The sequence below is a fragment of the Streptomyces sp. NPDC002853 genome (assembly GCF_053591915.1).
Window position 1 is genome coordinate 1 of the sequence record NZ_JBSFUS010000021.1, and the last position, 26,606, is coordinate 26,606.

General features: G+C 71.2%; 29 protein-coding genes. 22 read left to right on the forward strand and 7 right to left on the reverse strand.

Going from position 1 to position 26,606, the window contains the following annotated elements:
* The 3 genes from ACWD02_RS39990 to truA all read left to right on the forward strand — a co-directional run.
* A partial coding sequence (locus ACWD02_RS39990) for a DNA-directed RNA polymerase subunit alpha C-terminal domain-containing protein (RefSeq protein ID WP_351172014.1) occupies positions 1-230 on the forward strand: 230 nt, incomplete at its 5' end.
* A 115-nt stretch (positions 231-345) separates the two neighbouring features.
* A complete protein-coding gene (gene rplQ, locus ACWD02_RS39995) occupies positions 346-834 on the forward strand; it encodes a 50S ribosomal protein L17 (RefSeq protein ID WP_451220980.1) in 489 nt (162 codons plus the stop codon).
* Positions 835-915: 81 nt separating this feature from the next.
* Positions 916-1,770 (forward strand): tRNA pseudouridine(38-40) synthase TruA, encoded by an 855-nt coding sequence (gene truA / locus ACWD02_RS40000; protein WP_451220983.1) that lies wholly within the window; start codon positions 916-918, stop codon positions 1,768-1,770.
* A gap of 42 nt (positions 1,771-1,812) precedes the next feature.
* On the opposite strand, the gene ACWD02_RS40005 is transcribed toward truA, so the two are convergent.
* On the reverse strand, positions 1,813-2,661 hold the full coding sequence (locus ACWD02_RS40005) for a hypothetical protein (protein WP_451220986.1): 849 nt from the start codon (positions 2,659-2,661) through the stop codon (positions 1,813-1,815).
* Between the two features lie 110 nt (positions 2,662-2,771).
* Here ACWD02_RS40005 and ACWD02_RS40010 point away from each other — a divergent pair, with 110 nt between their 5' ends.
* From ACWD02_RS40010 to glmM, 4 genes are all read left to right on the forward strand, one after another.
* Complete coding sequence (locus ACWD02_RS40010) at positions 2,772-3,944, forward strand: glycosyltransferase family 87 protein (protein WP_451221194.1); 1,173 nt, start codon at positions 2,772-2,774, stop codon at positions 3,942-3,944.
* Between the two features lie 213 nt (positions 3,945-4,157).
* On the forward strand, positions 4,158-4,601 hold the full coding sequence (gene rplM, locus ACWD02_RS40015; RefSeq protein ID WP_451220989.1) for a 50S ribosomal protein L13: 444 nt from the start codon (positions 4,158-4,160) through the stop codon (positions 4,599-4,601).
* A 45-nt stretch (positions 4,602-4,646) separates the two neighbouring features.
* Positions 4,647-5,168, forward strand: a complete 522-nt coding sequence (rpsI, locus tag ACWD02_RS40020; RefSeq protein WP_249588321.1) for a 30S ribosomal protein S9 — start codon at positions 4,647-4,649, stop codon at positions 5,166-5,168.
* A 113-nt stretch (positions 5,169-5,281) separates the two neighbouring features.
* Positions 5,282-6,640 carry a phosphoglucosamine mutase gene (gene glmM, locus ACWD02_RS40025; protein WP_451220992.1) on the forward strand — a complete coding sequence of 453 codons (1,359 nt, stop codon included), beginning with the start codon at positions 5,282-5,284 and terminating at the stop codon, positions 6,638-6,640.
* Here the strand turns inward: glmM and ACWD02_RS40030 are convergent.
* Positions 6,637-7,584 (reverse strand): DUF389 domain-containing protein, encoded by a 948-nt coding sequence (locus ACWD02_RS40030; RefSeq protein ID WP_451220995.1) that lies wholly within the window; start codon positions 7,582-7,584, stop codon positions 6,637-6,639. The two genes, glmM and ACWD02_RS40030, sit on opposite strands and share 4 nt — an antisense overlap.
* A 30-nt stretch (positions 7,585-7,614) precedes the next feature.
* Positions 7,615-8,613 (reverse strand): type I pantothenate kinase, encoded by a 999-nt coding sequence (gene coaA, locus ACWD02_RS40035; RefSeq protein WP_451220998.1) that lies wholly within the window; start codon positions 8,611-8,613, stop codon positions 7,615-7,617.
* Between the two features lie 99 nt (positions 8,614-8,712).
* Between coaA and ACWD02_RS40040 the strand changes: the two genes are divergently transcribed.
* From ACWD02_RS40040 to tsaE, 5 genes are read left to right on the forward strand one after another with little or no spacing between them, the layout of a single operon-like run.
* Positions 8,713-9,081: a holo-ACP synthase gene (locus ACWD02_RS40040; protein ID WP_365823521.1), complete on the forward strand. Its 369-nt coding sequence runs from the start codon at positions 8,713-8,715 to the stop codon at positions 9,079-9,081.
* Positions 9,082-9,103: 22 nt separating this feature from the next.
* Positions 9,104-10,552 (forward strand): NAD(P)H-hydrate dehydratase, encoded by a 1,449-nt coding sequence (locus ACWD02_RS40045; protein WP_451221001.1) that lies wholly within the window; start codon positions 9,104-9,106, stop codon positions 10,550-10,552.
* A 60-nt stretch (positions 10,553-10,612) separates the two neighbouring features.
* Positions 10,613-11,782, forward strand: coding sequence for an alanine racemase (gene alr, locus ACWD02_RS40050; RefSeq protein WP_451221004.1), 1,170 nt, complete (start codon positions 10,613-10,615; stop codon positions 11,780-11,782).
* A gap of 12 nt (positions 11,783-11,794) precedes the next feature.
* The gene (locus ACWD02_RS40055) at positions 11,795-13,003 is read left to right on the forward strand and encodes an alpha/beta fold hydrolase (RefSeq protein ID WP_451221006.1); all 1,209 of its coding nucleotides are present in this window, start codon (positions 11,795-11,797) and stop codon (positions 13,001-13,003) included.
* An 11-nt stretch (positions 13,004-13,014) separates the two neighbouring features.
* The gene (gene tsaE / locus ACWD02_RS40060; RefSeq protein WP_451221009.1) at positions 13,015-13,545 is read left to right on the forward strand and encodes a tRNA (adenosine(37)-N6)-threonylcarbamoyltransferase complex ATPase subunit type 1 TsaE; all 531 of its coding nucleotides are present in this window, start codon (positions 13,015-13,017) and stop codon (positions 13,543-13,545) included.
* A 284-nt stretch (positions 13,546-13,829) separates the two neighbouring features.
* Here the strand turns inward: tsaE and ACWD02_RS40065 are convergent, their stop codons facing one another.
* Positions 13,830-14,381 (reverse strand): hypothetical protein, encoded by a 552-nt coding sequence (locus ACWD02_RS40065; protein ID WP_451221012.1) that lies wholly within the window; start codon positions 14,379-14,381, stop codon positions 13,830-13,832.
* A 108-nt stretch (positions 14,382-14,489) separates the two neighbouring features.
* Between ACWD02_RS40065 and tsaB the strand changes: the two genes are divergently transcribed.
* The 6 genes from tsaB (at position 14,490) to ACWD02_RS40095 (ending at position 19,066) form a co-directional block, all read left to right on the forward strand.
* Positions 14,490-15,146 carry a tRNA (adenosine(37)-N6)-threonylcarbamoyltransferase complex dimerization subunit type 1 TsaB gene (gene tsaB / locus ACWD02_RS40070; protein ID WP_451221015.1) on the forward strand — a complete coding sequence of 219 codons (657 nt, stop codon included), beginning with the start codon at positions 14,490-14,492 and terminating at the stop codon, positions 15,144-15,146.
* 29 nt (positions 15,147-15,175) lie between these two features.
* Positions 15,176-15,649, forward strand: coding sequence for a ribosomal protein S18-alanine N-acetyltransferase (gene rimI / locus ACWD02_RS40075; protein WP_451221196.1), 474 nt, complete (start codon positions 15,176-15,178; stop codon positions 15,647-15,649).
* Positions 15,642-16,754, forward strand: coding sequence for a tRNA (adenosine(37)-N6)-threonylcarbamoyltransferase complex transferase subunit TsaD (gene tsaD / locus ACWD02_RS40080; RefSeq protein WP_451221018.1), 1,113 nt, complete (start codon positions 15,642-15,644; stop codon positions 16,752-16,754). The genes rimI and tsaD overlap by 8 nt, the downstream gene beginning before the upstream one ends.
* Positions 16,751-17,008: a hypothetical protein gene (locus tag ACWD02_RS40085; RefSeq protein ID WP_451221021.1), complete on the forward strand. Its 258-nt coding sequence runs from the start codon at positions 16,751-16,753 to the stop codon at positions 17,006-17,008. Before tsaD ends, ACWD02_RS40085 begins: the two co-directional genes overlap by 4 nt.
* A 148-nt stretch (positions 17,009-17,156) precedes the next feature.
* Positions 17,157-17,513, forward strand: a complete 357-nt coding sequence (locus tag ACWD02_RS40090) for a YciI family protein (RefSeq protein WP_451221024.1) — start codon at positions 17,157-17,159, stop codon at positions 17,511-17,513.
* A gap of 251 nt (positions 17,514-17,764) precedes the next feature.
* Complete coding sequence (locus tag ACWD02_RS40095) at positions 17,765-19,066, forward strand: RNA polymerase sigma factor (RefSeq protein WP_451221027.1); 1,302 nt, start codon at positions 17,765-17,767, stop codon at positions 19,064-19,066.
* A gap of 48 nt (positions 19,067-19,114) precedes the next feature.
* Here ACWD02_RS40095 and ACWD02_RS40100 read toward each other — a convergent pair whose 3' ends face one another.
* The gene (locus tag ACWD02_RS40100; RefSeq protein WP_451221030.1) at positions 19,115-20,350 is read right to left on the reverse strand and encodes a class I SAM-dependent methyltransferase; all 1,236 of its coding nucleotides are present in this window, start codon (positions 20,348-20,350) and stop codon (positions 19,115-19,117) included.
* An 82-nt stretch (positions 20,351-20,432) separates the two neighbouring features.
* Here ACWD02_RS40100 and ACWD02_RS40105 point away from each other — a divergent pair, with 82 nt between their 5' ends.
* From ACWD02_RS40105 to groL, 3 genes are all read left to right on the forward strand, one after another.
* The gene (locus tag ACWD02_RS40105) at positions 20,433-21,392 is read left to right on the forward strand and encodes a polysaccharide deacetylase family protein (RefSeq protein ID WP_451221033.1); all 960 of its coding nucleotides are present in this window, start codon (positions 20,433-20,435) and stop codon (positions 21,390-21,392) included.
* Between the two features lie 473 nt (positions 21,393-21,865).
* Positions 21,866-22,174 (forward strand): co-chaperone GroES, encoded by a 309-nt coding sequence (groES, locus tag ACWD02_RS40110; RefSeq protein WP_006347174.1) that lies wholly within the window; start codon positions 21,866-21,868, stop codon positions 22,172-22,174.
* Between the two features lie 121 nt (positions 22,175-22,295).
* Entirely contained in the window at positions 22,296-23,918 is a 1,623-nt protein-coding gene (groL, locus tag ACWD02_RS40115) for a chaperonin GroEL (RefSeq protein WP_451221036.1), read from the forward strand.
* A 146-nt stretch (positions 23,919-24,064) separates the two neighbouring features.
* Here the strand turns inward: groL and ACWD02_RS40120 are convergent, their stop codons facing one another.
* Both ACWD02_RS40120 and ACWD02_RS40125 read right to left on the reverse strand, forming a co-directional pair.
* Positions 24,065-24,838 (reverse strand): SDR family NAD(P)-dependent oxidoreductase, encoded by a 774-nt coding sequence (locus ACWD02_RS40120; protein WP_451221039.1) that lies wholly within the window; start codon positions 24,836-24,838, stop codon positions 24,065-24,067.
* Positions 24,839-24,929: 91 nt separating this feature from the next.
* Positions 24,930-25,607 (reverse strand): MOSC domain-containing protein, encoded by a 678-nt coding sequence (locus ACWD02_RS40125; RefSeq protein ID WP_451221042.1) that lies wholly within the window; start codon positions 25,605-25,607, stop codon positions 24,930-24,932.
* A gap of 79 nt (positions 25,608-25,686) precedes the next feature.
* Between ACWD02_RS40125 and ACWD02_RS40130 the strand changes: the two genes are divergently transcribed.
* Positions 25,687-26,583 carry a LysR family transcriptional regulator gene (locus ACWD02_RS40130; protein ID WP_451221045.1) on the forward strand — a complete coding sequence of 299 codons (897 nt, stop codon included), beginning with the start codon at positions 25,687-25,689 and terminating at the stop codon, positions 26,581-26,583.
* Positions 26,584-26,606 lie beyond the last annotated feature (23 nt).

A 26,606-nucleotide genomic window follows, 5' to 3' on the forward strand; every position in this document is an offset into this window, starting at 1 on the left:
AGCGCGAGGGCATCCACTCCGTGGGTGAGCTCGTGGCCCGCTCCGAGGCGGACCTGCTCGACATCCGCAACTTCGGTGCGAAGTCGATCGACGAGGTCAAGATGAAGCTGAACGGCATGGGCCTTGCGCTGAAGGACTCGCCTCCCGGCTTCGACCCGACCGCCGCCGCTGACGCCTTCGGCGCCGACGACGACGCTGACGCCGGGTTCGTCGAGACCGAGCAGTACTGAGTTTTGCTGCGGGCCCGCTCTGGCTGGTCGCGCAGTTCCCCGCGCCCCTTACGGGGCGCGGTGCCACTGACTCCGGTACCTGATACGGCCGGGGCAGACAACAAGGAGAAACACCATGCCGAAGCCCACCAAGGGTGCCCGTATGGGCGGCAGCGCCGCGCACGAGAAGCTTCTGCTGGCGAACCTCGCCAAGCAGCTCTTCGAGTACGGCCGCATCACCACCACCGAGGCGAAGGCCCGTCGTCTGCGTCCCTACGCGGAGCGTCTGGTCACCAAGGCGAAGAAGGGTGACCTTCACAACCGCCGCCAGGTGCTGTCCGTCATCACCGACAAGAGCATCGTGCACACGCTCTTCACGGAGATCGGCCCGCGCTACGAGAACCGCCCGGGTGGCTACACCCGTATCACCAAGATCGGTAACCGTCGTGGCGACAACGCGCCCATGGCGATCATCGAGCTGGTGGAGGCCCTGACCGTGGCCCAGGAGGCCACCGGTGAGGCCGAGGCGGCGACGAAGCGCTCCGCCAAGGACGCCGAGGTTTCCGAGCCCAAGGTCGACACGACCAAGGGTGACGAGGCTGCCGAGGAGTCCAAGGACGCCTGAGGCTCTGCCTTGCAGTGAGCGGGTCCGCCCTCCGGGGCGGGCCCGCTTTCGCATGTCGGTCCGGCTGAGAGGATGGTTGGTGTGAGTGATGAAGTAGAGCCCGGGTTCGTGCGGGTGCGGCTGGATCTTTCGTACGACGGCAAGGACTTCTCCGGCTGGGCCAAGCAGAAGCAGGGGCAGCGGACCGTCCAGGGGGAGATCGAGGCCGCGCTGAAGACGGTGACGCGGTCGCAGGAGACGTACGAGCTGACCGTGGCCGGGCGGACCGACAGCGGGGTGCACGCGCGCGGGCAGGTCGCCCACGTCGATCTGCCCGAGGGGGTGTGGGCCGAGCACAGTGACAAGCTGCTGCGCAGGCTCGCCGGACGGCTGCCGCACGATGTGCGGGTGTGGAAGGTGGCCGAGGCGCCCGCGGGGTTCAACGCGCGGTTCGCGGCCGTGTGGCGGCGTTACGCCTATCGCGTGACCGACCACCCCGGCGGTGTCGACCCGCTGTTGCGCAGTCATGTGCTGTGGCACGACTGGGAGTTGGACCTCGACGCGATGAACGCCGCGGCCGAGAAGCTCCTCGGCGAGCATGATTTCGCCGCCTACTGCAAGAAGCGCGAGGGCGCCACGACCATTCGTACGCTCCAGGAACTGCGGTGGGAGCGGCGGCCGGACGGGATCCTCGAGGCGACCGTGCGGGCCGATGCCTTCTGCCACAACATGGTGCGGTCCCTGGTCGGCGCGATGTTGTTCGTGGGTGACGGCCACCGGCCCGTGGAGTGGCCTGCCAAGGTGCTCGCGGCCGGGGTGCGGGACTCCGCCGTGCATGTCGTGCGGCCGCACGGGCTGACGCTCGAGGAAGTCGGTTACCCCGCCGACGAGTTGCTCGCCGCGCGCAGCAAGGAAGCGCGCAACAAGCGGACGTTGCCCGGCGCCGGGTGCTGCTGAGGGTGCTGCTGGGTCCCGGCTGCCGGACCGTCGACCGGCGGACTACTGCGGGGCGTTGGCCGCGGCGGAAGCCTGGGCCTCGCCCCGCCGGTTGATCTGGCCGAAGGCGAAGCGGGCCAGGTCGTCGCCGACGGTGTAGACCTTGCGCTCCTTCTCCGTGACGTCCTTGTCGCTGGTGAAGCCGGACGTCGTGAAGTAGGCGTAGCGGCCGTAGGCGTTGTACGTGCCGCGGCAGACCGCCGTACGGCAGAAGGTGGGTACGCCCTTGCCGGGCAGGGAGATGACCAGGCCCCTCTTCGCCTGGTCGTTCACCTTCTTGGCCTGGGCCTCCGTGTCGAAGACGGCGACGCCGACCGTCACGGCGATGTTGTCCTTCACGTAGCTGGCGCGGAAGAGCTCGGTGCAGTCGTTCTTGGTGAGGAGCGTGCCGAGCTCGGCCTGGGTGACGCTCGCGCACTTCTTCGTGCTGTCCGTGGCGCCCTTCTTGTACACGCGCTCGCCCGAGGTCAGCGTCTTGCCGGGGAAGAGCGTGTCGGGGCCGAGCGGCGCCTTGTCCTTCTTGACGTCGGAGATGAACTCCTTGGGGTCCGGCGGGGGCGGCGGCGTCGTCTCCTCGAAGGACGGGCCGGGGTTCTCGCTGGCGCCGGGGATGTCCGCGGTCGACGGCAGCTCGCTCGCCGGTTTGTTCGAGGCGGAGGTGTTGTCGCTGTTCGCGGAGACCACGGCGACGGCGACGGCGGCCGCGACCACGACGGTGGCGAGCGCGCCGCCGCCGATCATCAGCCATTTGCGGCGCCGGGTGCGCGATTCGGACGCCTCGGCGAGCGCCGCCCAGTCAGGCGTTCGTGAATCCCCTGGACCCCACTGAGGTCCCCCTTGCCCAAAGCTCATGCGCCGCATCTTAGACGGGGAGTTGGGGATGTTGAGCGGGGGCCGGGGGAGGTGCCCGACCTAGCCTGATCCCTATGAATACGGGCAAAGTAGCTGTTAGTGGGTGGTTGCTGCGGCCGGCGACCTGGCATGCCTGGGCGGCGCTCGGGGTCGTGCTGCTCGCCACGGTCATCCGGGCGGGGCTGCGGGGCGCGGACGGCGGGATGGACAACGCCATCGTGGTGCGGGCCGCCGAGGCCTGGCTGGAGGGGCGTTCGCCCTATGCCGACCGGCACTTCCTCTATCTGCCGGGCGCCGTGGTCGCCGCGGTGCCGCAGGCGGTGCTTCCGCAGTCCGTCGTGCGGTTCCTCGTCCCGGCGGGGGTCGCGGCCTCGCTCGTCCTCGGGTGGGGGTGTGCGCTGCGGATCCACGGGGTGGCCTGGCGCAGCCGGTTCGCGGTGCTCGGTCTCCTCGCGCTCGCCATGGGGTTCGCGCCGTTCGGGCATCTGGTCCGGCTCGGCAACTGGACCGTGGCGTCCGCGGCCGCGCTCCCGCTCGCGCTGCTGCTCGTGTGCCGGGGGAGGTGGGTGGCCGCGGGGCTGGTGATCGGGGCCGTCGTCGCCGTGAAGCCGCTGCTCGTGCCGGTGGTGCTGCTCTTCGTCTTCGCCCGGCAGTGGCGTGCGCTCGCCGGCGCGGTGCTCCTGCCCGCGGTGGTGTCGGCGGGCGCGGCGCTGACCATGCCGGACCCGGCGGGGTTCTTCACGCGGACGCTGCCGTTCCTGCTGCGGGGTGACGACAGCTTCGTACGGCTCTACGAGGCGTCGCCCGCCGCGATCCTGCCGCGGCTCGGGGTGCAGCAGGGGGTGGCGTCGGTGCTCGCGCTCGTGGCCGCGGGAGCGGGGGTGTGGTGTGCGTGGCGGCGCTGGCGGGGCGGGGGTGATCAGGTGCCGCGGGTGGTCGAGACGGCCGTGATGCTGATGCTGGCGGCCTTCCTGGTGTCCAGGCCGTCGTACGACCACTATCTGCTCGTCGTCGTGCCGCTGCTGCTCTCCGGTGTGCTCGTGCCGGGTGCGGTGGCCAGGGACAAGTGGTTCTGGCTGGCGCTCGTCCCGCAGATTCCCGGGTTCACCTGGCCTTGGCTGGAACCCGGCACCCGGCGGGCCTTCCGGGACTGCGTCACGCTGTGTGTGCTGGCCTTCACGGTCGCGCGGTCCTGCCTGCGGTCGCGCGCGGTTACCCTGGATGACGCAGATCCTCCTGAGGCGGTGGAGTCGCCGGTACCGGTCTCCAGATCCGCGTTTTGACCCGTACGGGGCGGCGCGGGTACTCTCGAGGATTGTTATACGTATTGGGTTTCGTCGTTCTCACGCGAAAGGGCCCTTACGTAGGTTCCCTGGAGCAGTTACCAGTGGCTCGCATACGGGCAGCGTCCCCGGCATTGTGAGCCCCAGCTGCATGATCGCTTCCGGGGTGCCGTGTGTCTGGACCCCATCCACTGAAGAAGCGAAGGCTACGAAGTGCGTACGTACAGCCCCAAGCCCGGCGATGTGACCCGCCAGTGGCACGTCATCGACGCTCAGGACATCGTCCTGGGCCGTCTGGCGACCACTGCCGCCAACCTCCTGCGGGGCAAGCACAAGGCGATCTACGCCCCCCACATGGACATGGGCGACTTCGTCATCATCATCAACGCCGACAAGGTTCACCTGTCCGGCAACAAGAAGACCCAGAAGCTGGCGTACCGCCACTCCGGTTACCCGGGTGGTCTGCGTTCCGTCCGCTACGACGAGCTTCTTGCGAAGAACCCCGAGAAGGCCGTCGAGAAGGCCATCAAGGGCATGATCCCCAAGAACACCCTGGGCCGTCAGATGCTCTCGAAGCTGAAGGTCTACGCGGGCGACCAGCACCCGCACGGCGCTCAGCAGCCGGTCCCGTTCGAGATCACCCAGGTCGCGCAGTAGTTCCGGCCACCACCCCCAAAGACGTAAGAAATTCTGAGGAGAATCGTGGCCGAGACCACCGTTGAGCAGCCGGTCGAAGAGACCGAGGTTGTTGACGTCGAGCAGTACACCACCGAGTCCGAGGCGCCCGTCGAGGGCGAGTACACCTCGGAGTCGAACGCCGCGCGCTTCGGCGACCCGCAGCCGGCCGCCGGCCTGGGCCGTCGCAAGAACGCCATCGCCCGCGTCCGGATCGTCCCGGGCACCGGCAAGTGGAAGGTCAACGGGCGCACGCTCGAGGACTACTTCCCGAACAAGGTTCACCAGCAGGAAGTCAACGAGCCCTTCAAGGTGCTCGAGCTCGACAACCGCTACGACGTCATCGCCCGCATCTCGGGTGGCGGCGTCTCCGGTCAGGCCGGTGCGCTCCGTCTCGGTGTCGCCCGTGCGCTGAACGAGGCCGACGTCGACAACAACCGCGCCGCCCTCAAGAAGGCCGGTTACCTCAAGCGTGACGACCGTGCGGTCGAGCGCAAGAAGGCCGGTCTCAAGAAGGCCCGCAAGGCTCCGCAGTACAGCAAGCGCTAATCTGCCTGCTTGTACTTCTCGTTCGCCCCGGCGGCACGTTGTGTGCTGCCGGGGCGTTCGTTTATCGAAAACCCCGGTGAATCCCGGGGGCAGAAGTCCGGAGGAGGACAGCAGTGGGACGACTCTTCGGTACGGACGGCGTGCGCGGTGTCGCCAACGCGGATCTGACGGCCGAGCTCGCGCTCGGGCTCTCCGTGGCGGCGGCTCATGTGCTCGGCGAAGCGGGCACGTTCGAGGGCCATCGGCCGGTCGCGGTGGTCGGGCGGGATCCCCGCGCATCGGGGGAGTTCCTGGAGGCCGCGGTGGTCGCCGGTCTCGCGAGCGCGGGCGTGGACGTCCAGCTCGTCGGTGTGCTGCCCACCCCCGCGGTGGCGCATCTCACCGGTGCGCTGGGCGCCGACCTCGGCGTGATGCTCTCCGCGAGCCACAACGCCATGCCGGACAACGGCATCAAGTTCTTCGCGCGCGGTGGCCAGAAACTGGCCGACGAGCTGGAGGACCGCATCGAGTCCGTGTACGAGGAGCACCGCACCGGCGCTCCCTGGGAGCGCCCCACGGGCGCGGGCGTCGGCCGTGTGCAGACGTACGACCAGGGCCTCGACCAGTACGTGGCGCATCTCCTCGGTGTGCTCCCCAACCGCCTCGACGGACTGAAGATCGTCCTCGACGAGGCGCACGGCGCCGCCGCCCGTGTCTCGCCCGAGGCGTTCGCGCGCGCCGGTGCCGAGATCATCACGATCGGCGCCAAGCCGGACGGCCTGAACATCAACGACGGCTGCGGATCCACGCACCTGGACCTGCTCAAGGCCGCCGTCGTCGAGCACGGCGCCGACTTCGGAGTCGCGCACGACGGCGACGCGGACCGCTGCCTCGCCGTGGACCACACGGGCGCCGAGATCGACGGGGACCAGATCCTCGCCGTCCTGGCGCTGGCCATGCGCGAGCACGGCACGCTGCGCGAGAACACCGTCGTCGCGACGGTCATGTCGAACCTCGGCTTCAAGCTCGCCATGGAGCGCGAGGGCCTCTCCTTCGTGCAGACCGCCGTCGGCGACCGGTACGTCCTGGAGTCGATGAAGCAGCACGGCTTCGCCCTCGGCGGCGAGCAGTCCGGGCACGTCATCGTCCTCGACCACGCGACCACGGGCGACGGCACCCTGACGGGGCTGCTGCTCGCGGCACGCGTCGCCGAGACCGGGCGCAGCCTCGCGGAGCTCGCCGGGGTCATGGAGCGGCTTCCGCAGGTCCTGATCAACGTGCCCGACGTCGACAAGACGCGGGTCGACACCTCCGCCGAGCTGTCGGCCGCCGTCGCCGAGGCCGAGCGCGAACTGGGCGCCACGGGCCGGGTGTTGCTGCGCTCGTCCGGCACGGAGCCGCTGGTGCGCGTCATGGTGGAGGCCGCCGACATCGACCAGGCGCGGTCCGTGGCCGGGCGTCTCGCCGACGTGGTGAAGTCCGCGCTGGGCTAGGACGGCTGTTTCGCGGCGGTACGTTCGCGCTGTTTGGCCCAGAGGAACTTCTGGACGAGCAGCGTGAGCGTACCGGCGACGACGATGCCGAGCAGGTTGAGCAGGAGCTGCTCCGTGGAACCCCAGGTCTGCTTCGCGTCGCCGTAGCTGAGCGCCACCGCCGCGTTGGCCGCGGCCGGGACGGTCGTCACCGAGATCGCGACGCCCACCAGGGCGCCCGACTTGGCCGAGGTCAGCGAGAGCATGCCGGCGGCTCCGGCCAGCACGGCCACGACGAACGAGAACCAGTCGGGCGCGTAGACGAACCCGGTGTTGGGGCGGTCCTGTTCCAGCTGCCTCTCGGTGAAGAGGCCGACCGCGTCCATGAAGTGGCTGAAGCCCACTGTCACCGCCATCGCGACGGCGAAGCCCACCAGGAGCGCGACGAGCGAGCGCACGGCAAGGCGCGGGGCGCGCTGGACCAGGGCGGTGCAGAAACCCGCCAGAGGGCCGAACTCGGGGCCCACCGCCATCGCGCCGACGATGAGGATGGCGTTGTCCAGGACCACGCCGCAGGCCGCGATCATCGTGGCGAGCGTGATGAACGCGACGTAGGTGGCCGAGAGCGTCGACTCCTCGTGGGTCGCGTCGGAGAGCTGCTCCCACAGAACGGCGTCCGCGCCTTCGCCCGGGGCGTCGTCCTCGGCCTTGTCGGCGCGGTGGGACAGGGACAGGTCGATGTTCTCGACCGCGATCGACCCCGACTCGTCGATGCCGAGGGAGCGCAGACCGCCGATCAGTTCGTCGCCCGCCTCGCGGGCCACGTCGCACATCACGACGTCGCCCGCGGGGTTGCGGGCCGCGCCGGGCACCACGGCGAGGTGGGTGGTGCCGACCGTCCTCTCGATCAGACGCACCACGTCGTCGGTCTTGTCCGCCGGGGTGATCAGGCGCAGATGCAGCATGCGCGCAGGGTATCCAGGAGGCCGCGGCGGCTACAGCTTGCGCAGGCTCAGCTTGCGCACCTTGTGGTCCTCGCCCTTGCGGATGACCAGAGCGGCACGGCCGCGCGTGGGGGCCACGTTCTCCAGGAGGTTGGGCTTGTTGATGGTGCGCCAGGTCGTGCGGGCGTAGTCCAGGGCCTCTTCCTCCGAGACCTGGGTGTACTTGCGGAAGTACGAGGACGGGTCCTGGAACGCCGTGGCGCGGAGCTTCTTGAAGCGGTTCAGGTACCAGCGCTCGATGTCCTCGGCGCGCGCGTCCACGTACACGCTGAAGTCGAAGTAGTCGGCGAGACCCACACGGGTGCGGCCGTCCTTGCCGGGGAGGGCGGGCTGGAGGACGTTGATGCCCTCGACGATGAGGATGTCGGGGCGGCGGACCGTCAGGCGCTGGTCCTGGACGATGTCGTAGATCAGGTGGGAGTAGACGGGCGCGGTCACCTCGTCCTTGCCCGCCTTGATGTCCGCCACGAAGCGGGTCAGGGCCCTTCGGTCGTACGACTCCGGGAAGCCCTTCCTGGACATCAGGCCGCGGGCCTCCAGCTCCTTGGTGGGCAGCAGGAAGCCGTCGGTCGTCACGCGCTCGACGCGGGGGTGCTCGGGCCAGCGGGAGAGCAGGGCCTGCAGGAGGCGGGCGACGGTCGACTTGCCGACGGCCACCGATCCGGCGACCCCTATGACGAACGGCGTGCCCGACTGGGAGCCCTTCTCGCCGAGGAAGGTGTTCAGGGCGCCGCGCAGGCCGTCCGTGGCGCCCACGTAGAGGTTCAGGAGCCGGGAGAGCGGCAGATAGATGTCGCGGACTTCGTCCAGGTCGATGACATCACCCAGGCCGCGCAGCCGCTCGAGCTCCTCGGCGGTCAGGGGAAGCGGCGTCTTGTCACGCAGGGCGCTCCACTCGGTGCGGGTGAGGTCGACGTAGGGAGTCGCCTCCGGCCTGTGCCGGTGGGCGCTCCGCGCGGTCGTCGGGGGTTCGGAGACCGATGAGATCACAGTCCATTGTTACGGCTGTTTGAACGGGCCGGGGGGTGGGGTGTGTCACCCCGTGCGGGGCTTGAAGGGATGAGGTGCCCGGACTCGTAGGCTGCTGCCGTGATTATTGGGGTCGGAATCGACGTGGCCGAGATCGAGCGGTTCGAGGCGGCGCTCGAGCGCACGTCCGGGATGGCGGGGCGGCTCTTCGTGGAGCGCGAGTTGCTGCTGCCGAGCGGGGAGCGGCGCGGGATCGCCTCGCTGGCGGCCCGGTTCGCGGCGAAGGAGGCGCTGGCCAAGGCGCTGGGCGCGCCCGCGGGGCTGCGGTGGACGGACGCGGAGGTGTACGTCGAGGGGAGCGGGCAGCCGCGGCTCAGGGTCAAGGGGACGGTGGCCGCGCGGGCCGCCGAGCTGGGGGTGCGGTCCTGGCATGTCTCGCTCAGCCATGACGCGGGGGTGGCCTCCGCGGTGGTGATTGCTGAGGGCTAGGTGCCGGGTGACACTCGGGGGTATGCGTACTGCGTTTTCGGTGGAGACGGTCAGGGCTGCTGAGCGGGAGCTGATGGCGAGGGTGCCGGAAGGCGCCCTGATGCAGAGGGCGGCGGCCGGGCTCGCGGTGGTCTGTGCCGAGGTGCTCGGCAAGGTGTACGGTTCCCGGGTCGTGCTCCTGGTGGGGAGCGGGGACAACGGCGGCGACGCGCTGTACGCCGGGGCACGGCTCGCCCGGCGTGGGGCCGGGGTGTCGGCGGTGCTGCTCTCGCCCGAACGGGTGCATGCGGGCGGGCTTGCCGCCTTCCGTGCTGCCGGAGGGCGGGTCACCGCGGGCGAGGGCGTGGACGGTGTCCTTCGCTCGGCTGATCTCGTGGTCGACGGGATCGTGGGCATCGGCGGCAAGGGCGGGCTGCGGGACCCGGCAGCGGAACTGGTCTCCGCCGTGCGCGACTTGGGCACCCCCGTGGTCGCCGTCGATCTGCCGAGCGGTGTCGACGCGGACAGCGGGGTGGTCGTCGGCGATGCGGTGCGGGCCGACGTGACGGTGACCTTCGGGGCGTACAAGCCGGGGCTGCTGATCGATCCCGGGCGGGAGTACGCGGGTGTGGTGCGGCTGGTCGACATCGGGCTCGAGCCGGATCTCTCCGGGATGGGCGGGGGCGAGGTCGAAGCCCTGCAGTACGCCGATGTCGCCTCGCTGCTGCCGATGCCGACCGGGGAGAGCGACAAGTACCGGCGGGGTGTCGTGGGGATCGTCGCCGGTTCCGCCCGGTACCCCGGAGCGGCGGTGCTCGCGGTCGCGGGTGCGCTGCGGGGTGGCGCGGGGGCCGTGCGGTACGTGGGGCACGCGGCGGATGCCGTCATCGCGCGGTTCCCGGAGACCCTCGTGTCCGCCGGTCCGCCGTCCAAGGCGGGCCGCGTGCAGGCCTGGGTGGCCGGGCCGGGGCTGGGGGACGACGCCGAGCGGCTCGCGGACGTGCTGGCCGCCGATGTGCCGGTGCTGATCGACGCGGACGGGCTGCGCCTCGCCGACGCGGCGGCCGTGCGGGGGCGTCGGGCGCCCACCTTGCTCACGCCGCACGCGGGGGAGGCGGCCGCGCTGCTTGGCCTCGCGCGGGAGGAGGTGGAGCGCGGGCGCCTTGCTTCCGCGCGGGAGCTTGCGGGGCGGTACGGGGCGACCGTGCTGCTCAAGGGGTCCACGACGCTGGTCGCCGGGCCGGAGGGCGGCGCTCCGGTACGCGTCAACCCCACGGGGACGCCATGGCTGGCCACCGCGGGCAGCGGGGACGTCCTCTCGGGGCTCGCGGGGGCGCTGCTCGCCGCCGGGCTCGAAGCGCGGGACGCGGGGGCGGTGGGCGCGTATCTGCACGGCCTCGCGGGGCGCCACGCGGCGAACGGGGCTCCGGTGGGCGCGCATGACGTGGCGGAGGCGATTCCTGCGGCCTGGCGGGATGTGCGGGGGGACTAGACCGCTGCGGGGAAGGGTTCATCCGGGCCAGGGCGGGGCTCTGAGACACTGGTCGGCGTTATGACTGAGACCGCACCTTTGCGTGCCCGCGCCGAGATCGACCTGGCCGCCCTCCGGGCCAACGTGCGGACTTTGCGTGCCCACGCGCCAGGAGCCGCCTTCATGGCCGTCGTGAAGGCGGACGCGTACGGCCACGGGATGGTGCCCTGCGCCCGTGCCGCCGTCGAGGCGGGAGCCACCTGGGTGGGCACCGCGACCCCCGAGGAGGCCCTCGCGCTGCGGGCCGCCGGGATCGAGGGGCGCCTGATGTGCTGGCTGTGGACGCCGGGCGGGCCCTGGCGCGAGGGCATCGAGGCCGACCTCGACATGTCGGTGAGCGACCTCTGGGCGTTGCGCGAAGTGTCCGCGGCCGCGCGGTCCGTGGGGCGTACGGCGCGGATTCAGCTGAAGGCCGACACCGGTCTCGGGCGTAACGGCTGCATGCCCGCCGACTGGCCTGAACTCGTCTCGCAGGCGCTGCAGGCCGAAGCCGAGGGACTGGTGCGCGTCACCGGACTCTGGTCGCACTTCGCGTGCGCCGACGAGCCGGGACACCCGTCCATCGCGGCCCAACTCACGCTGTTCCGCGAGATGGTCGCGGCCGCCGAGGAGCGGGGCATCCGGCCCGAGGTGCGGCACATCGCCAACTCGCCCGGCACGCTCACCCTTCCGGAGACCCACTTCGACCTCGTACGTCCCGGGATCGCGATGTACGGGATCTCGCCAAGCCCCGAGGTCGGCACACCGGAGGAGTTCGGGCTGCGCCCCGTCATGCGGGTCAGCGCCTCCCTCGCCCTGGTGAAGCACGCCCCGGGGGGTCACGGCGTGAGTTACGGGCATCACTACGTCACACCCGGCGAGACGACCCTTGGACTCGTCCCCGTCGGGTATGGGGACGGAGTTCCGCGCCACGCGTCCGGCACCGGGCCCGTGCTCGTCGGCGGCAAGCTGCGAACCGTCGCCGGACGGGTGGCGATGGACCAGTTCGTGGTCGACCTCGGCGGTGACGAGCCGGCGGTGGGCTCCGAAGTGGTCCTGTTCGGTCCCGGCGACCGGGGCGAGCCGACCGCCGAGGACTGGGCGCAGGCGGCGGGCACCATCGCGTACGAGATCGTCACCCGCATCGGATCGCGTGTCCCGCGCGTCCATGTGGACGAGGGACCGGATCGGCGAGCAGCGGACGGCGTCTAGGAGGAGCGGCACGTGAGCGAGACCAGCACGGGGGCGGCCGCGGACGCGGTGACGGAAGTCGCCGCGGTGGCCGGGAACTGGCGCAGGGCCGGCTTCGCCGGTGCCGCGATAGGTGTCGTCGCCGCGGGCGCGGCGGCCGGTGTCGCCATCGAGCGGCTGACCGTCGGCCGCGGCATGCGCAAGAAGGCGCGGCTCGCACTCGACGCGTCCGGTCCTTACGGATCGCTGCGCGGCCTGCCGGGCACGGCGTACGCCGACGACGGCACGGAACTCTCGTACGAGGTCGACGAGGTGGAGGCCGAGAGCGAGCAGGCGCCGCGCCGCCGCAGGCTCTTCGGGCGCAAGGTGCCCGCTCCCGTCACCGTCGTCTTCAGCCACGGCTACTGCCTGAACCAGGACTCCTGGCACTTCCAGCGCGCGGCCCTGCGTGGCGTCGTGCGCTGTGTGTACTGGGACCAGCGCAGCCACGGCCGTTCGGGGCGCGGCGTGGCGCAGACGGACGGGACGCCGGTCTCCATCGACCAGTTGGGGCGGGACCTGAAGGCCGTCATCGACGCGGCGGCGCCCGAGGGGCCGCTGGTCCTCGTCGGGCACTCCATGGGGGGCATGACGACGATGGCCCTCGCCGATCACTACCCGGAACTGATCCGCGAGCGCGTCGTCGGCGTCGCCCTCGTCGGTACGTCGTCCGGCCGGCTCGGCCAGGTCAACTTCGGCCTCCCGGTCGCCGGGATGAACGCAGTGCGGCGCGTGCTCCCCGGCGTGCTGAAGGCGCTCGGTTCGCAGGCCGAGCTGGTGGAGAAGGGGCGGCGGGCCACCGCGGACCTCTTCGCCGGAGTCATCAAGCGCTATTCGTTCTCGTCGAGGGAAGTGGACCCGGCGATCTCGCGGTTCGCCGAGCGGATGATCGAGTCGACGCCCATCGACGTGGTCGCGGAGTTCTATCCGGCGTTCGCCGAGCACGACAAGGCGGAGGCGCTCAAGCACTTCGCCCAGCTCCCGGTGCTCGTCCTGGCGGGGGACAAGGACCTGGTGACGCCGAGCGAGCACAGCGAGGCCATCGCCGGGCTGCTCCCGGACGCCGAACTGGTGCTCGTACCGGACGCCGGGCACCTGGCGATGCTGGAACACCCCGAGGTCGTCACCGACCGCCTGGCGGACCTTCTCGCGCGCGCGGGGGCGACGCCCGCTTCGGCCGAAGCACGGACGTCCAGCGGCTAACGTGGGTGGGCATGGAAGCACCGCACAACCCGGCCCCCGTGACCGATCCGGCCCCCGTGAACTCCCTCGGCATCACCGTCACCTCCCCCGAGCAGATGGGCGACCTGGGTCGCCGCCTGGCCAAGCTGCTGCGCCCCGGTGACCTCGTGATGCTCACCGGCGAGCTCGGCGCCGGCAAGACGACCCTGACCCGCGGCCTCGGCGAGGGCCTCGGCGTGCGCGGCGCCGTCACGTCCCCGACCTTCGTCATCGCCCGCGTCCACCCCTCCCTCTCCGAGGGGCCGCCCCTGGTGCACGTGGACGCGTACCGCCTGGGCGGCGGCCTCGACGAGATGGAGGACCTCGACCTCGACGTCTCGCTGCCCGAATCGGTGATCGTCGTGGAGTGGGGCGACGGCAAGGTCGAGGAGCTCTCCGACGACCGGCTGCGTGTCGTCATCGACCGGGCCGTCGGCGACACGACGGACGAGGTGCGCGAAGTGACGCTGACCGGGGTCGGGCCGCGCTGGGCCGAGGCCGACCTCACGCTGCTTTCGGCCTGATCCTCGTCTTTTCGCCCAACATTCCGACAAGGCGTCGGGAAGATGTTGCGCGGCGCGCGTCGCGCGTGGTCACATGGATACCGGTACTGGTTAGGTCTACCTAACCACGTCTGCCCCCGGAGCCCAGGAGGCATCCATGTCGGCTTCAGAACGTGACGCCAAGCCCCGGCCGCACGGGCTGTCGGGGCCATCGGGGATTTCCATGCGCGATCTGCTGGCGTCCTGCGCGGCCGCGAGCGAGGTGTCCACACCGCCGCGCGATCCCGCGCCCAGGGGCGAAGCGGCTACGGAACGACGACGACCTTCTTGCTGATCGTCGCGAACTCCCACATCGCGTTGCCGTCCTTGCGCGACTCGCGGATGCCGCCGGTCTTCTTCGACGCGTCCGGCTTCGGCGTCGAGCCGTCCACCGCCGCGCTGAAGCCGATCGCGATGCCGTCCACGGTCGCGAAGCGCACGACGTGCTCGATCGCCACGCCGTCCGTCCCGGTGACGGTGCCCGAGCGCGACGTGACGGCATACGTGCCGGGGACCGGGTCCACCGTGCTCGGGGTGACCTTGAAGGTGCGCTGCGCCTTGCCCGAGCCGCCGACCAGCCACACGCGGTCCTCGCCCACCGAGTAGACGACCCGCTCGCCCGCACCGGACTGCGCGGGGACCGCCGTCGGGTCGGCCTTGTCCTTGGGGGAGCGCGGGGCCGAGGCGGAAGGAGACGTGTCCGGTTTCTTGCCCAGGGTGTCCGGCACGTTGGCCGATGCCTGGTAAGCGAGGAAGCCGACCGCGGCGAGCGCAGCGGCGGTGAGCCCGGCCACGAATCCCGAGCTGCTCCTGGACACCTGCGCCACCCTCTTCGTACTCCGTACGGCTATGGGGTGACGTTAGCAGCAGGTGTGCGGCATCCCCGGTCGGCCGTGCTCCGGGCGTCGGAGCCGTAGGCTATTCGCGTGCTCTTGCTCGCTCTGGATACCGCCACCCCCGCCGTCACCGTCGCGCTGCACGACGGCTCGTCCGTCGTCGCAGCCTCCAGCCAGGTGGACGCCCGCCGCCACGGCGAGCTGCTGCTCCCCGCCGTCGACCGGGTGCTCGCCGAGGCGGGCCGCAGGCTCGACGCCGTGACCGGCATCGTCGTCGGCGTGGGCCCCGGCCCGTACACCGGTCTGCGCGTCGGCCTGATGACCGCCGACACCTTCGGCCTCGCGCTCGGCGTGCCGGTGCACGGGGTGTGCACGCTCGACGGCCTCGCGTACGAGTCCGGCGTCGAGTCGGGCCCCTTCGTCGTCGCCACCGACGCGCGCCGCAAGGAGGTCTACTGGGCGCGGTACGCGGACCCGCGCACCCGCCTCACCGAGGCCGCCGTGGACCGCCCCGCGGACATCGCCGACGAGGTGGCGGGCCTGCCCGCCGTCGGCGCGGGCGCGGTGCTCTACCCCGAGACCTTCCCGGACGCCCGCGCCCCCGAGCACGTCTCGGCGGCCTCGCTGGCCGCGCTCGCCGCGGAGAGGCTCGCCGCGGGCGAGGGGCTGCCGGCCCCCCGGCCGCTGTACCTGCGCAGGCCTGACGCCCAGGTCCCCAAGAACTACAAGGTGGTCACCCCCAAGTGACATCCGTGACGACAGTCGCCCTGCGCGAGATGCGCTGGTGGGACATCGAGCCCGTCTTCGTCCTGGAGAAGGAACTCTTCCCGGACGACGCGTGGTCGCGCGGCATGTTCTGGTCCGAGCTCTCCCACGCGCGCGGCCCGACCGCCACCCGCCGGTACGTGGTCGCGACGGACGGGGAACGCCTCGTCGGGTACGCCGGACTCGCGTCGGCCGGCGACCAGGCCGACGTGCAGACCATCGCGGTGGCCCCGAGCCACTGGGGCACGGGGCTCGGCTCCCGGCTCCTGACCGACCTGCTGAACGCGGCGACCGCCTTCGAGTGTGCCGAGGTCATGCTCGAGGTGCGGGTCGACAACACCCGGGCGCAGAAGCTGTACGAGCGCTTCGGCTTCGAGCCCATCGGCTTCAGGCGCGGCTACTACCAGCCGGGCAACGTGGACGCCCTCGTCATGCGCCTGACCGACCCATCATCTTCCGTACAAGGATCCGACACCCATGGCTGACTCGCGCGACCAACCTCTCGTTCTCGGCATCGAGACCTCCTGCGACGAGACCGGCGTCGGCATCGTCCGCGGCACCACCCTGCTCGCCGACGCCATCGCCTCCAGCGTCGACGAGCACGCCCGGTTCGGCGGTGTCGTGCCCGAGGTCGCCTCGCGCGCGCACCTGGAGGCGATGGTGCCGACCATCGAGCGCGCGCTGAAGGAGGCGGGGGTCGCCGCCTCCGACCTCGACGGCATCGCGGTGACGGCCGGTCCCGGCCTCGCGGGCGCGCTGCTGGTGGGTGTGTCGGCGGCCAAGGCGTACGCGTACGCCCTCGGCAAGCCGCTCTACGGCGTGAACCACCTGGCCTCGCACATCTGCGTGGACCAGCTGGAGCACGGCGCCTTGCCCGAGCCGACGATGGCGCTGCTCGTCTCCGGCGGTCACTCCTCGCTGCTGCTCTCCACCGACATCACCTCGGACGTGCGTCCCCTGGGCGCGACGATCGACGACGCGGCGGGCGAGGCCTTCGACAAGATCGCGCGCGTGCTGAACCTCGGCTTCCCCGGTGGCCCCGTCATCGACCGGTACGCGAAGGAGGGCGACCCGAACGCGATCACCTTCCCGCGTGGCCTCACCGGGCCGCGCGACCCCGCGTACGACTTCTCCTTCTCCGGTCTGAAGACGTCCGTCGCGCGCTGGATCGAGGCCAAGCGGGCCGCGGGCGAGGAGGTTCCCGTCCGTGACGTGTCGGCGTCCTTCCAGGAGGCGGTCGTCGACGTGCTGACCCGCAAGGCCGTGCGGGCCTGCAAGGACGAGGGCGTGGACCACCTGATGATCGGCGGTGGCGTGGCCGCCAACACGCGGCTGCGTGCCCTGGCGCAGGAGCGCTGCGAGGCTGCCGGGATCCGGTTGCGGGTACCGCGGCCGAAGCTGTGCACGGACAACGGCGCGATGGTGGCCGCGCTCGGCGCGGAGATGGTGGCGCGGAACCGCTCGGCGTCCGGCTGGGACCTGTCGGCGGACTCCTCGCTGCCGGTGACGGAGCCGCATGTGCCGGGTCACTCGCACTCGCACTCTCACGATCATGTGCACGAGGTCAGCAAGGAGAACCTGTACTCGTGACCGTCGCCCTGATGTGGGAGGCCCGCGCCGCCGACGGGCGGGGCGATGAACTGCTCGCGTGGGCGCGGGCCCAGGTCCTGGACGGTGAGCCGGTCCGCCGGGAGAGCTTTCGCGCCCCGCAGGACCGGGTGCTCGTCCTGACCTGGTGGGATGCCGCGTACGACGCCGACCTCCCCGAACTCCCTGAGCCCGCGCCGGAGTTGGTGACGCGGGCGGTGCACCGGTGGCGTTTCGAGTCGGCGGGGCTGGGCTGACGGCGAGCCCGCCCCAGAAAAAGTTCCAGAGAATTCCGGGGAGGGTGTCGATCCGGGTGTCTCCTGTTCGACGCACAGGTGAGAGGCGGGAAGAAGCCCCGCCCGGAGCGTGGTCCACCGGGCCCGCGACGACCGAAGGGACATGATCATGCCGCGCTTTCTGACGATGATCCGCGTCGACGAGAAGTCCGCTCCCGAGGGCGGCCCCAGCCCCGAGATGGGCGAGCGCATGGGCGCACTCCTGGAGGAGATCACCAAGGCCGGGGTGATGCTCGACACCGCGGGACTCACCCCGAGCTCCGAGACCACCCAGGTGCACTGGAGCGGCGGCCAACTCACCGTCAAGGACGGCCCGTTCACCGAGGCCAAGGAGGTCGTCGGCGGCTACTCGATCACGCAGTGCAAGGACCGTGCCGAGGCGGTCGAGTGGGCGAGCCGCTTCCTGAAGACCCACGACGAGCGCTGGACCGTGACGGCGGAGGTCCGGGAGATCGCGGAGGGCTGAGCTGCGCTGGGCCGGCGCCGGGTTCACTCCGGGCTGGCGGCGGGCCTGCGCCGGGTCCGCGTCGGGTCCGCGTCGAACCCGGGCTGAGCCCGCTCCGGGTCCGCGTCGGGCCTGCTCCGGGTTCACTCCGAAGCGTCGGGCCCGCGCTTGGTCCGCTCCGACCCGGTGCCGGGCCCGTGCCGAACCCGCTCCGGAAGCCGTAGGCGCCAAGGCTTTGCGGTGGGTTGTTGAGGGTGTTCTGATGGGTGGCCGTGACGGCTCACCTTTCGGAGCATCCTCGCTCGGGCTCCCCTGACCACCGTGCCATCGAGGCCGTCTTCCGCATCGAGTCCCCGCGCCTCATCGCGGGCGTCGCCCGGATCGTGCGCGACGTGGGCATCGCGGAGGAGCTGGCGCAGGACGCGATGGTCGCCGCCCTCGAGCAGTGGCCGCGGACCGGCGTCCCCGACAACCCGGGCGCCTGGCTGACGACCACTGCCAAGCGGCGTGCCATCGACCTCGTACGCCGCAGGGAGCGCTACGCGCGCAAGCTGGCGGAGATGGGCCGCGACCTGGAGGCCGCACCGCCCCACGCCGGCGATCCCGCCGAGCTCGCCGACCCTGATGACATCGACGACGACCTTCTGCGCCTCGTCTTCACCGCCTGCCACCCGGTCCTCTCCGCCGAGGCCCGCATCGCACTCACCCTGCGGCTGCTCGGCGGTCTTACGACGGCGGAGATCGCCCGCGCGATGCTGGTCCCCGAGGCGACGGTGGCCCAGCGCGTCGTGCGCGCGAAGCGCACCCTCGCCACCAAGGGCGTGCCCTTCGAGGTGCCGTACGGGGCCGAGCGCGAGGTCAGGCTCGGTTCGGTGCTCGAAGTCATTTACCTCGTCTTCAACGAGGGGTACGCGGCCACGGCGGGCGACGACTGGCTGCGCCCCGCCCTGTGCGAGGACGCGCTCCGGCTGGCCCGCGTGCTGGCGGGCCTGATGCCGCGAGAGCCCGAAGTGCACGGGCTGGCAGCGCTGTTGGAGCTCCAGGCGTCCCGCTCGGCGGCGCGTACGGGGCCGCAGGGCGAGCCGGTGCTCCTCGCGGACCAGGACCGGCGCCACTGGAACCGGCCGCTGATCCGGCGGGGCTTCGCCGCGCTCGCCCGCGCGCGGGCCGCGTCGACGGGCGGCCCCGGTCCCTACGAGCTTCAGGCCGCGATCGCCGCCTGCCATGCCAACGCGCCGTCGTACGAGGAGACCAACTGGCCCCAGATCGTCGCCCTGTACGGCCTGCTCGCCGCCCGCACCCCGTCACCGGTGATCGAGCTGAACCGCGCGGTGGCGGTGTCGATGGCCTCGGGCCCGGCCCAGGCCCTGCGTCTGGTGGACGCCCTTGGGGACGAGCCCGCCCTGAAGGACTACCACTTGCTGCCGAGCGTGCGGGGCGACCTGCTGCTGCGGCTCGGGCGGGCGGTGGAGGCGCGGGCGGAGTTCGAGCGGGCGGCGGGGCTCGCGCGAAACGAGCGGGAGAGGGAGTTGCTGCTGGGGCGGGCCGAGCGCATCAGCCCGTCCGGCGGTTGAGGACGAACTCGGCGGAGCCGGTGACCGGCGGTGCCGCAGGCCCCGGTCTCAGGACTCGGCCACCGGCTGCCCGATCAGCATGGCCGGCGCCCCCGCCACCCGCGTGAGGAAAACCGTCGCGGAGTTCTTGCCCTGCGGCTTCACCTTCCGCCGCAGTTCCTCCGGCTCCACCGCGGAGCCCCGCTTCTTCACCGTCAGGACCCCGACCTCCCGCTCCCGCAGCAGCGCCTTCAACTTCTTGACACCGAAGGGGAGTTGATCGGTGATCTCGTACGCCACCGCGTACGGAGTCTCGTGCAGGGCGTCGGAGGTGACGTACGCGATCGTCTCGTCGATCAGACCGCCCTCCACCCGCGCGGCCACCTCCGCGACCAGATGCGCGCGGATGACGGCGCCGTCCGGCTCGTACAGATAGCGCCCCACCGGCCGCACCCCGGGATCCGGCAGCATCGCGTCGAGCGAGGACCACAGGGAGGCGCCCGAGGGCAGCAGGGTCGCGCGGTGCGAGGACGGGGTGGCCGTGCCGAACCACAGCACGGCCTCCTTCACGTCCCCGCCGTCCGAGATCCACTCCGCCGCGGCATCGGCGGGCACCGCCTCGTGCGGAATGCCGGGCGCGATCTTCAGCGCAGCGTGCGGGGCCTTGCGTGCGGCCTCGATGGCCCAGGAGAGCGGCGGGGAGTAGGCCTCCGGGTCGAAGATCCGGCCCCGCCCGCCACGCCGCGCCGGGTCCACGAAGACCGCGTCGTACGCGGACGTGTCGACCTCGGTGACATCGGCCTCGCGCACCTCGATGAGGTCGGCGAGCCCCAGCGCGTCCGCGTTCGCGCGCGCCACCGCGCAGGTCAGCGGGTCACGGTCGACGGCGAGAACGGCGATCCCGGCCCGGGCGAGGGCGATCGCGTCGCCCCCGATGCCGCAGCAGAGGTCGGCCACACTCCGTACGCCGAGCGCCCCGAAGCTCTCGGCGCGGTGCACGGCCACGCTCGTACGGGTCGCCTGCTCGACGCCGTTCGGGGTGAAGAACATCCGCCCCGCGTCCTCGGCCCCGAACTTCGCCACCGCACGGTGCCGCAGCCGCGCCTGCGCGAGCACCGCCGTGACCAGCTCCGCCGGGTGCTCGCGGCGCAGGCGCGTCGCGACGGCGAGCTCCCGGGCCGGATCGGCCTCCCGCACCTCGTCGAGATCGAGCAGGGACCGGCCCTCGGGGGTGAGCAGCGCGGAGAAGGAGGTCAGGGCGGTCGGGGCAGTCGGATCACGGTCGAGGTCGTTCACCCGGCCCATTGTGGGCCAGTCGGTGGATGGTGCGCGCCCGGTGGCAGTGTCGGCCCGGCAGCGGGCCTGTGAGCTGCAAAGATCCGGCGCCATGCAACTAGTACGACAAAAAGAAAAAGTCGGCCCAAAACGGAAGAGCGGGGGGCGGGTTCCTGCGCGGCTCCGGGTCAGGGGACAGGTGCGCGCGGGGGTGGCCGTGCTCGTCGCCGCCGCGATCGCCTCCGGCTGCGCCTCGGGCGCCGACAGCGGAGCGAACCCCGCCCCCGGTCAGCAGCGCCTGAACGCGCCGCCCGCCCGCGCCCTCGACTCCTACGCCCACAAACTCCGCGTCGCCCAGGTCGCACGCGCCGCCGCCGCCAAGCGATGGGGCCTGGCGAAGACCCCGCTGGCCGCACCGCGGGCCCCGGCCAAGAAGCCGAAGATCACCACCCGCAAGGGATTCGAGGTCAAGGGGCAGGCGAGCCTGCCGCCCGTCTTCACGACGATCCCGACCAAGAAGAAGATCGTCTTCCTGACCATCGACGACGGCGCCGAGAAGGACCCGGCGCTGCTCAAGATGATGAGCGAACTGCAGATCCCGTACACCGCGTTCCTCAGCGACTACCTGGTCAAGGAGGACTACGCCTACTTCAAGAAGATGCAGTCGCGCGGTGTCGTCCTGAACAACCACACCCTCAACCACCGCTACATGCCGGGGCTCTCGTACGCGGGCCAGCGCCGCGAGATCTGCGGCATGCAGGACGTCATCCACAAGCGCTACGGCAAGCGGCCCGAACTCTTCCGCCCGCCGTACGGCAACTACAACGCGGACACGCTGCGGGCCGCCAAGTCCTGTGGGATCAAGGCCGTGCCGCTGTGGGCGTCCGAGGCCTTCGCCGACCACATGGAGTGGCGCGAGTGGGACCGGGACCTGCACCCCGGCGACATCATCCTCACGCACTTCCGGGGGCGCGAGGACTGGAAGGGCACCATGCCCGACATGGTCCGCAAGGTCATGAAGACGGTCACCGACAAGGGGTACGCGGTGGCCAGGCTGGAGGACTACCTGTGACCGGGCGGGCGCGGGCGCGCCGCTGCCTCGCCGCGGCCGTCGCGGCGGGCGTGCTCGCGCCCGCGCTGCTCGCCGGGTGCGCGCAGTCGGTGGACCCGATCGAGCGTCTCGGACGCAAGGCGGCGGAGAAGGTCCCGCCGCGGAAACCGGGGGCCTCGCCCAGTTGCGCCCCACCCGCGGGAGCGCCGAAAACCGGGCTGCGCACGCCCGCCGAGACGGAACCGCCCGCCGTGGAGAAACGTTGCCCCGAGGGGCGCGGGGGCCCTTCGGCGCCTCCGTCCGGATAAGACCCGCGTCAGCGAATTAGCAGTCCGCTTGACCGAGTGCTAATCGGCGTCCTAGTCTCGGCGTTGGCACTCACCACTGGAGAGTGCCAACAGCGACGGGCAGGTCCGGCACCCGCGACGACGGATCCACCTGGTCGCCACCCCAGACTGTTAACCCCGTAGATCTCCGAAGGGGGAGACCGGATCGTGACGACCGCCAGCTCCAAGGTTGCCATTAAGCCGCTCGAGGACCGCATCGTGGTCCAGCCGCTCGACGCCGAGCAGACCACGGCCTCCGGCCTGGTCATTCCGGACACCGCGAAGGAGAAGCCCCAGGAGGGTGCTGTCCTCGCCGTGGGCCCGGGCCGCTTCGAGAACGGCGAGCGCCTGCCGCTCGACGTGAAGGTCGGCGACGTCGTGCTGTACAGCAAGTACGGCGGCACCGAGGTGAAGTACAACGGCGACGAGTACCTCGTCCTCTCGGCTCGCGACGTGCTCGCGATCGTCGAGAAGTAATTCACCTGCTTCACCAGATTTGCTTTTGAGTTGCGCCCCTGGTCACCCCGCTGCTGATTGCCGGGCGGCGAGGGGCGCAGTTCGTTTACACCCGAGTTTTCGAGAGGGCTGAACCGCTCCCATGGCGAAGATCCTGAAGTTCGACGAGGACGCCCGTCGCGCCCTCGAGCGCGGCGTCAACAAGCTTGCCGACACGGTCAAGGTGACGATCGGCCCCCGCGGCCGCAACGTCGTCATCGACAAGAAGTTCGGCGCCCCCACCATCACCAACGACGGCGTCACCATCGCCCGTGAGGTCGAGGTCGAGGACCCGTACGAGAACCTCGGCGCGCAGCTCGTCAAGGAGGTGGCGACCAAGACCAACGACATCGCGGGTGACGGCACCACCACCGCGACCGTGCTCGCCCAGGCCCTGGTCAAGGAAGGCCTGCGCAACGTAGCCGCCGGCGCCTCCCCGGCCGCCCTGAAGAAGGGCATCGACGCCGCCGTCGCGGCCGTCTCCGCGGAGCTGCTCGCCACCGCGCGCCCGATCGACGACAAGGCCGACATCGCGGCCGTCGCCGGTCTGTCCGCCCAGGACCCGCAGGTCGGCGAGCTCATCGCCGAGGCGATGGACAAGGTCGGCAAGGACGGTGTCATCACCGTCGAGGAGTCCAACACCTTCGGTCTTGAGCTGGACTTCACCGAGGGCATGGCCTTCGACAAGGGCTACCTGTCCCCGTACATGGTGTCCGACCAGGAGCGTATGGAGGCCGTCCTCGACGACCCGTACATCCTGATCCACCAGGGCAAGATCTCCTCGATCCAGGACCTGCTCCCGCTGCTCGAGAAGGTCATCCAGACCAACGCCTCGAAGCCGCTCCTGATCATCGCCGAGGACGTCGAGGGCGAGGCCCTGTCGACCCTGGTCGTCAACAAGATCCGCGGCACCTTCAACGCCGTCGCGGTGAAGGCTCCCGGCTTCGGTGACCGCCGCAAGGCCATGCTCGGTGACCTCGCCACCCTCACCGGCGGCACCGTCATCGCCGAAGAGGTCGGCCTCAAGCTCGACCAGGTCGGTCTCGACGTGCTCGGCACCGCCCGCCGCGTGACCATCACCAAGGACGACACCACGGTCGTCGACGGTGGCGGCAACGCCTCCGAGGTCGAGGGTCGCGTCAACCAGATCAAGGCCGAGATCGAGGCCACGGACTCCGACTGGGACCGCGAGAAGCTCCAGGAGCGCCTCGCGAAGCTCGCCGGTGGCGTCTGCGTGATCAAGGTCGGCGCCGCCACCGAGGTGGAGCTCAAGGAGAAGAAGCACCGTCTGGAGGACGCCATCTCCGCGACCCGCGCCGCGGTCGAGGAGGGCATCGTCTCCGGTGGTGGCTCCGCTCTGGTGCACGCCGTCAAGGTCCTCGAGGGCAACCTCGACAAGACCGGCGACGAGGCCACGGGTGTCGCGGTCGTCCGCCGCGCCGCCGTCGAGCCGCTGCGCTGGATCGCCGAGAACGCCGGCCTCGAGGGCTACGTCATCACCTCGAAGGTCGCCGAGCTCGACAAGGGCTTCGGCTTCAACGCCGCGACCGGCGAGTACGGCGACCTGGTCAAGGCCGGCGTCATCGACCCGGTCAAGGTCACGCGCTCCGCGCTGGAGAACGCCGCCTCCATCGCTTCGCTGCTGCTGACGACCGAGACCCTGGTCGTCGAGAAGCCGGCCGAGGAAGAGGCGGACGCCGGTCACGGGCACGGTCACTCGCACTGACCCCGCTTGACGCCGGCGCGTAGCTGAAACGGAGGCCCGGCACCCCACTTCGGGGTGCCGGGCCTCCGTGCGTTCTCCGGCGCGGGCCCGTCGTGGCTCGTCGCGCAGTTCCCCGCGCCCCTTACGGGGCGCCCCCGCGAGAGCCTCTACTGCGGACCGTACTTCCGTCCCGTCCGTGACGTGACGCCCCCCAGCAGTGCCCTCGGGGTCACCTTCACCACGCCCATCAGAGCCTTGTAGCGGGGGTCCGGGATGGACAGGGTCTTGCCCCGCGACAGGTCGGCCAGCGCCGCCGCGACCAGCTTGTCCGCGTCGAGCCACATCCACTTGGGGATGTTCGACGTCCCCATCCCGGCGCGCTCGTGGAACTCGGTCCGTACGAAGCCGGGGCACAGGGCCATCAGCCGGACCCCGGAACCGGCCAGGTCCTTCGCCGCCCCCTGGGTGAACTGCACGACCCACGCCTTCGACGCGCCGTACGTCCCGCGCGGCACGAACGCCGCCACCGAGGCGACGTTGACGACGCCACCGCGGCCCCGCTCCCGCATCGACTCCGTCGCCGCCGACGTCAGCCGGAGCACCGCCTCGCAGTGCACCTTGAGCATCGTCAGCTCTTCCTCGATCGGCACCTCCAGGTACTGGCCCTTGTTGCCGAACCCGGCGTTGTTCACGAGGAGGTCGACCGCGTTCCTGCGGTCCGCGAGGCGCTTCTCGACGGCGGCGATCCCGTCGTCGGTCGCGAGGTCCGCGGTGAGCACCTCCGCCTCGATGCCGTGCCGGTCGTGCAGTTCGGTCGCCTGCTCCCGCAGCCGCTCGGTGTTCCGTGCCACCAGGACCAGGTTGTGGCCGTCACCGGCGAGCCGCCGGGCGAAGGCCGCGCCGATACCGGCGGTCGATCCCGTAATCAGAGCCGTAGTCATGGCCCAAGGCTAGTGAGATCCGGGGCGCCCTGTGTCGCCCGGACGGTCCCTTGACCTGCTGCCCCTTCAAGTCGGCACGGCAGATGGCCAGTTACGGCGTCCGCGCGCCGTACTTGCGCGCATACGCCCGAGCCGTCTCGGTCAACTCGGGGTGCAGCGCGTCCCCGGCGGCGAGGAGACTCGGCAGCAGGTGCTTCTCCGTCATCACCGCCCTGAACTGGAGGGCGACGGTGATGTCGTGCTCCGGCCGGTGCACGACGTCGATCGAATCCCCGCCGCGGATCTCGCCCGGTTCGAGCACCCGCAGATAGGCGCCGGGAAGCCCCCGCTGCGTGAAGCGCTTGACCCACTTCGTCTCGCCGAGGTGGCCCTGGAACGTCTGGCAGGGGATGCGGCCCGAGGTCACCTCGAGGAGCAGGTCGGGGCCGACGCGCCAGCGCTCGCCGATCTTCGCGCCGCTCACGTCGAGGCCGGACGTCGTGAGGTTCTCGCCGAAGGAGCCGTGGGGCAGCGTGCGGCCGAGCAGCTGCTCCCACGCGTCGAGGTCCTCGCGCGCGTAGGCGTACACCGCCTGGTCGTCGCCGCCGTGGTGCCGCGTGTCGCAGACCTCGTCCCCGGCAAGGCCGCTTCCGCCGACGCCCTTGGGGCCGGGCGCCGACACCCGTACGGCCCCTTCGGCGGGCTGCTTGTCGATGCCGGTGCCGCCCGACGGGGCGTCGGTGTAGTCCACGGCCTTGAACCGGCCCAGATTCACGGAAAGAAGCTTCATGGCGGAAGGCTAGGCGAGCTCGCTCAAAGCGTCGACGCATTATTGGGCGACTGATCCAAGCGTCGCTTATGCTTGATCCATGATCGAGGCCCGTCATCTCCGTGTCCTGCGTGCGGTCGCCGCCAGCGGCTCCTTCTCCGCCGCCGCGCGCGAGCTCGGCTGCACCCAGCCCGCCGTCAGCCAGCAGATGAAGGCTCTCGAAGCCTCCGCGGGCACGACCCTGCTGATCCGCACGGGCCGCGAGATGCGCCTGACCCAGGCGGGCGAAGCCCTGGTCCGGCATGCCACCGGGATTCTGGCGGGCCTGACGGCCGCCGAGGAGGAGGTCGCCGCGATCGCGGGCCTGCGGGCGGGCCGCGTCCGCCTCGTCTCCTTCCCCAGCGGCAGCTCGACGCTGGTGCCGAGCGCGCTTGCCGCCCTGCGCGCGGCGCACCCCGGTACGCGTGTCTCACTCGTGGAGGCCGAACCGCCGCGCTCGGTCGAGATGCTGCGCGAGGGCGACTGCGACGTGGCGCTCGCCTTCCGCTACGACGGCGCGTCCGCCGCCGAGGAGTGGGACGACCTGGTCGTACGCCCTCTTCTCGCCGACCGGCTCGTCGGTCTCGTGCCCGAGGGGCACCGGCTCGCCAAGGCCGAGTCGGTCGCCATCGGGGAACTGGCCGACGAGCCGTGGATCGCGGGTTGTCCGCGCTGCCGCAGGCAGCTGGTCGAGGTCTGCGAAGGGGCGGGCTTCGTGCCCCGCATCGATTTCGCGACCGATGACTATCCGGCGGTGATCGGCCTGGTCGGAGCGGGCCTCGGGGTCGCGGTGCTGCCCGAACTGGCCATCGAGTCCGTTCGCCCCAAGGGTGCACGCACAGTGACGGTGGAGCCTGCCGTCCAGCGCGAGATCGTCGCGCTCACCCTGCCGGATCTGGCTCGGGTGCCCGCTGTGGCGGCCACGCTCGACCACCTCGCGCGCGCCGCGGAGCGCTGAGCGTTCCCTGAAGAAACGTTCCT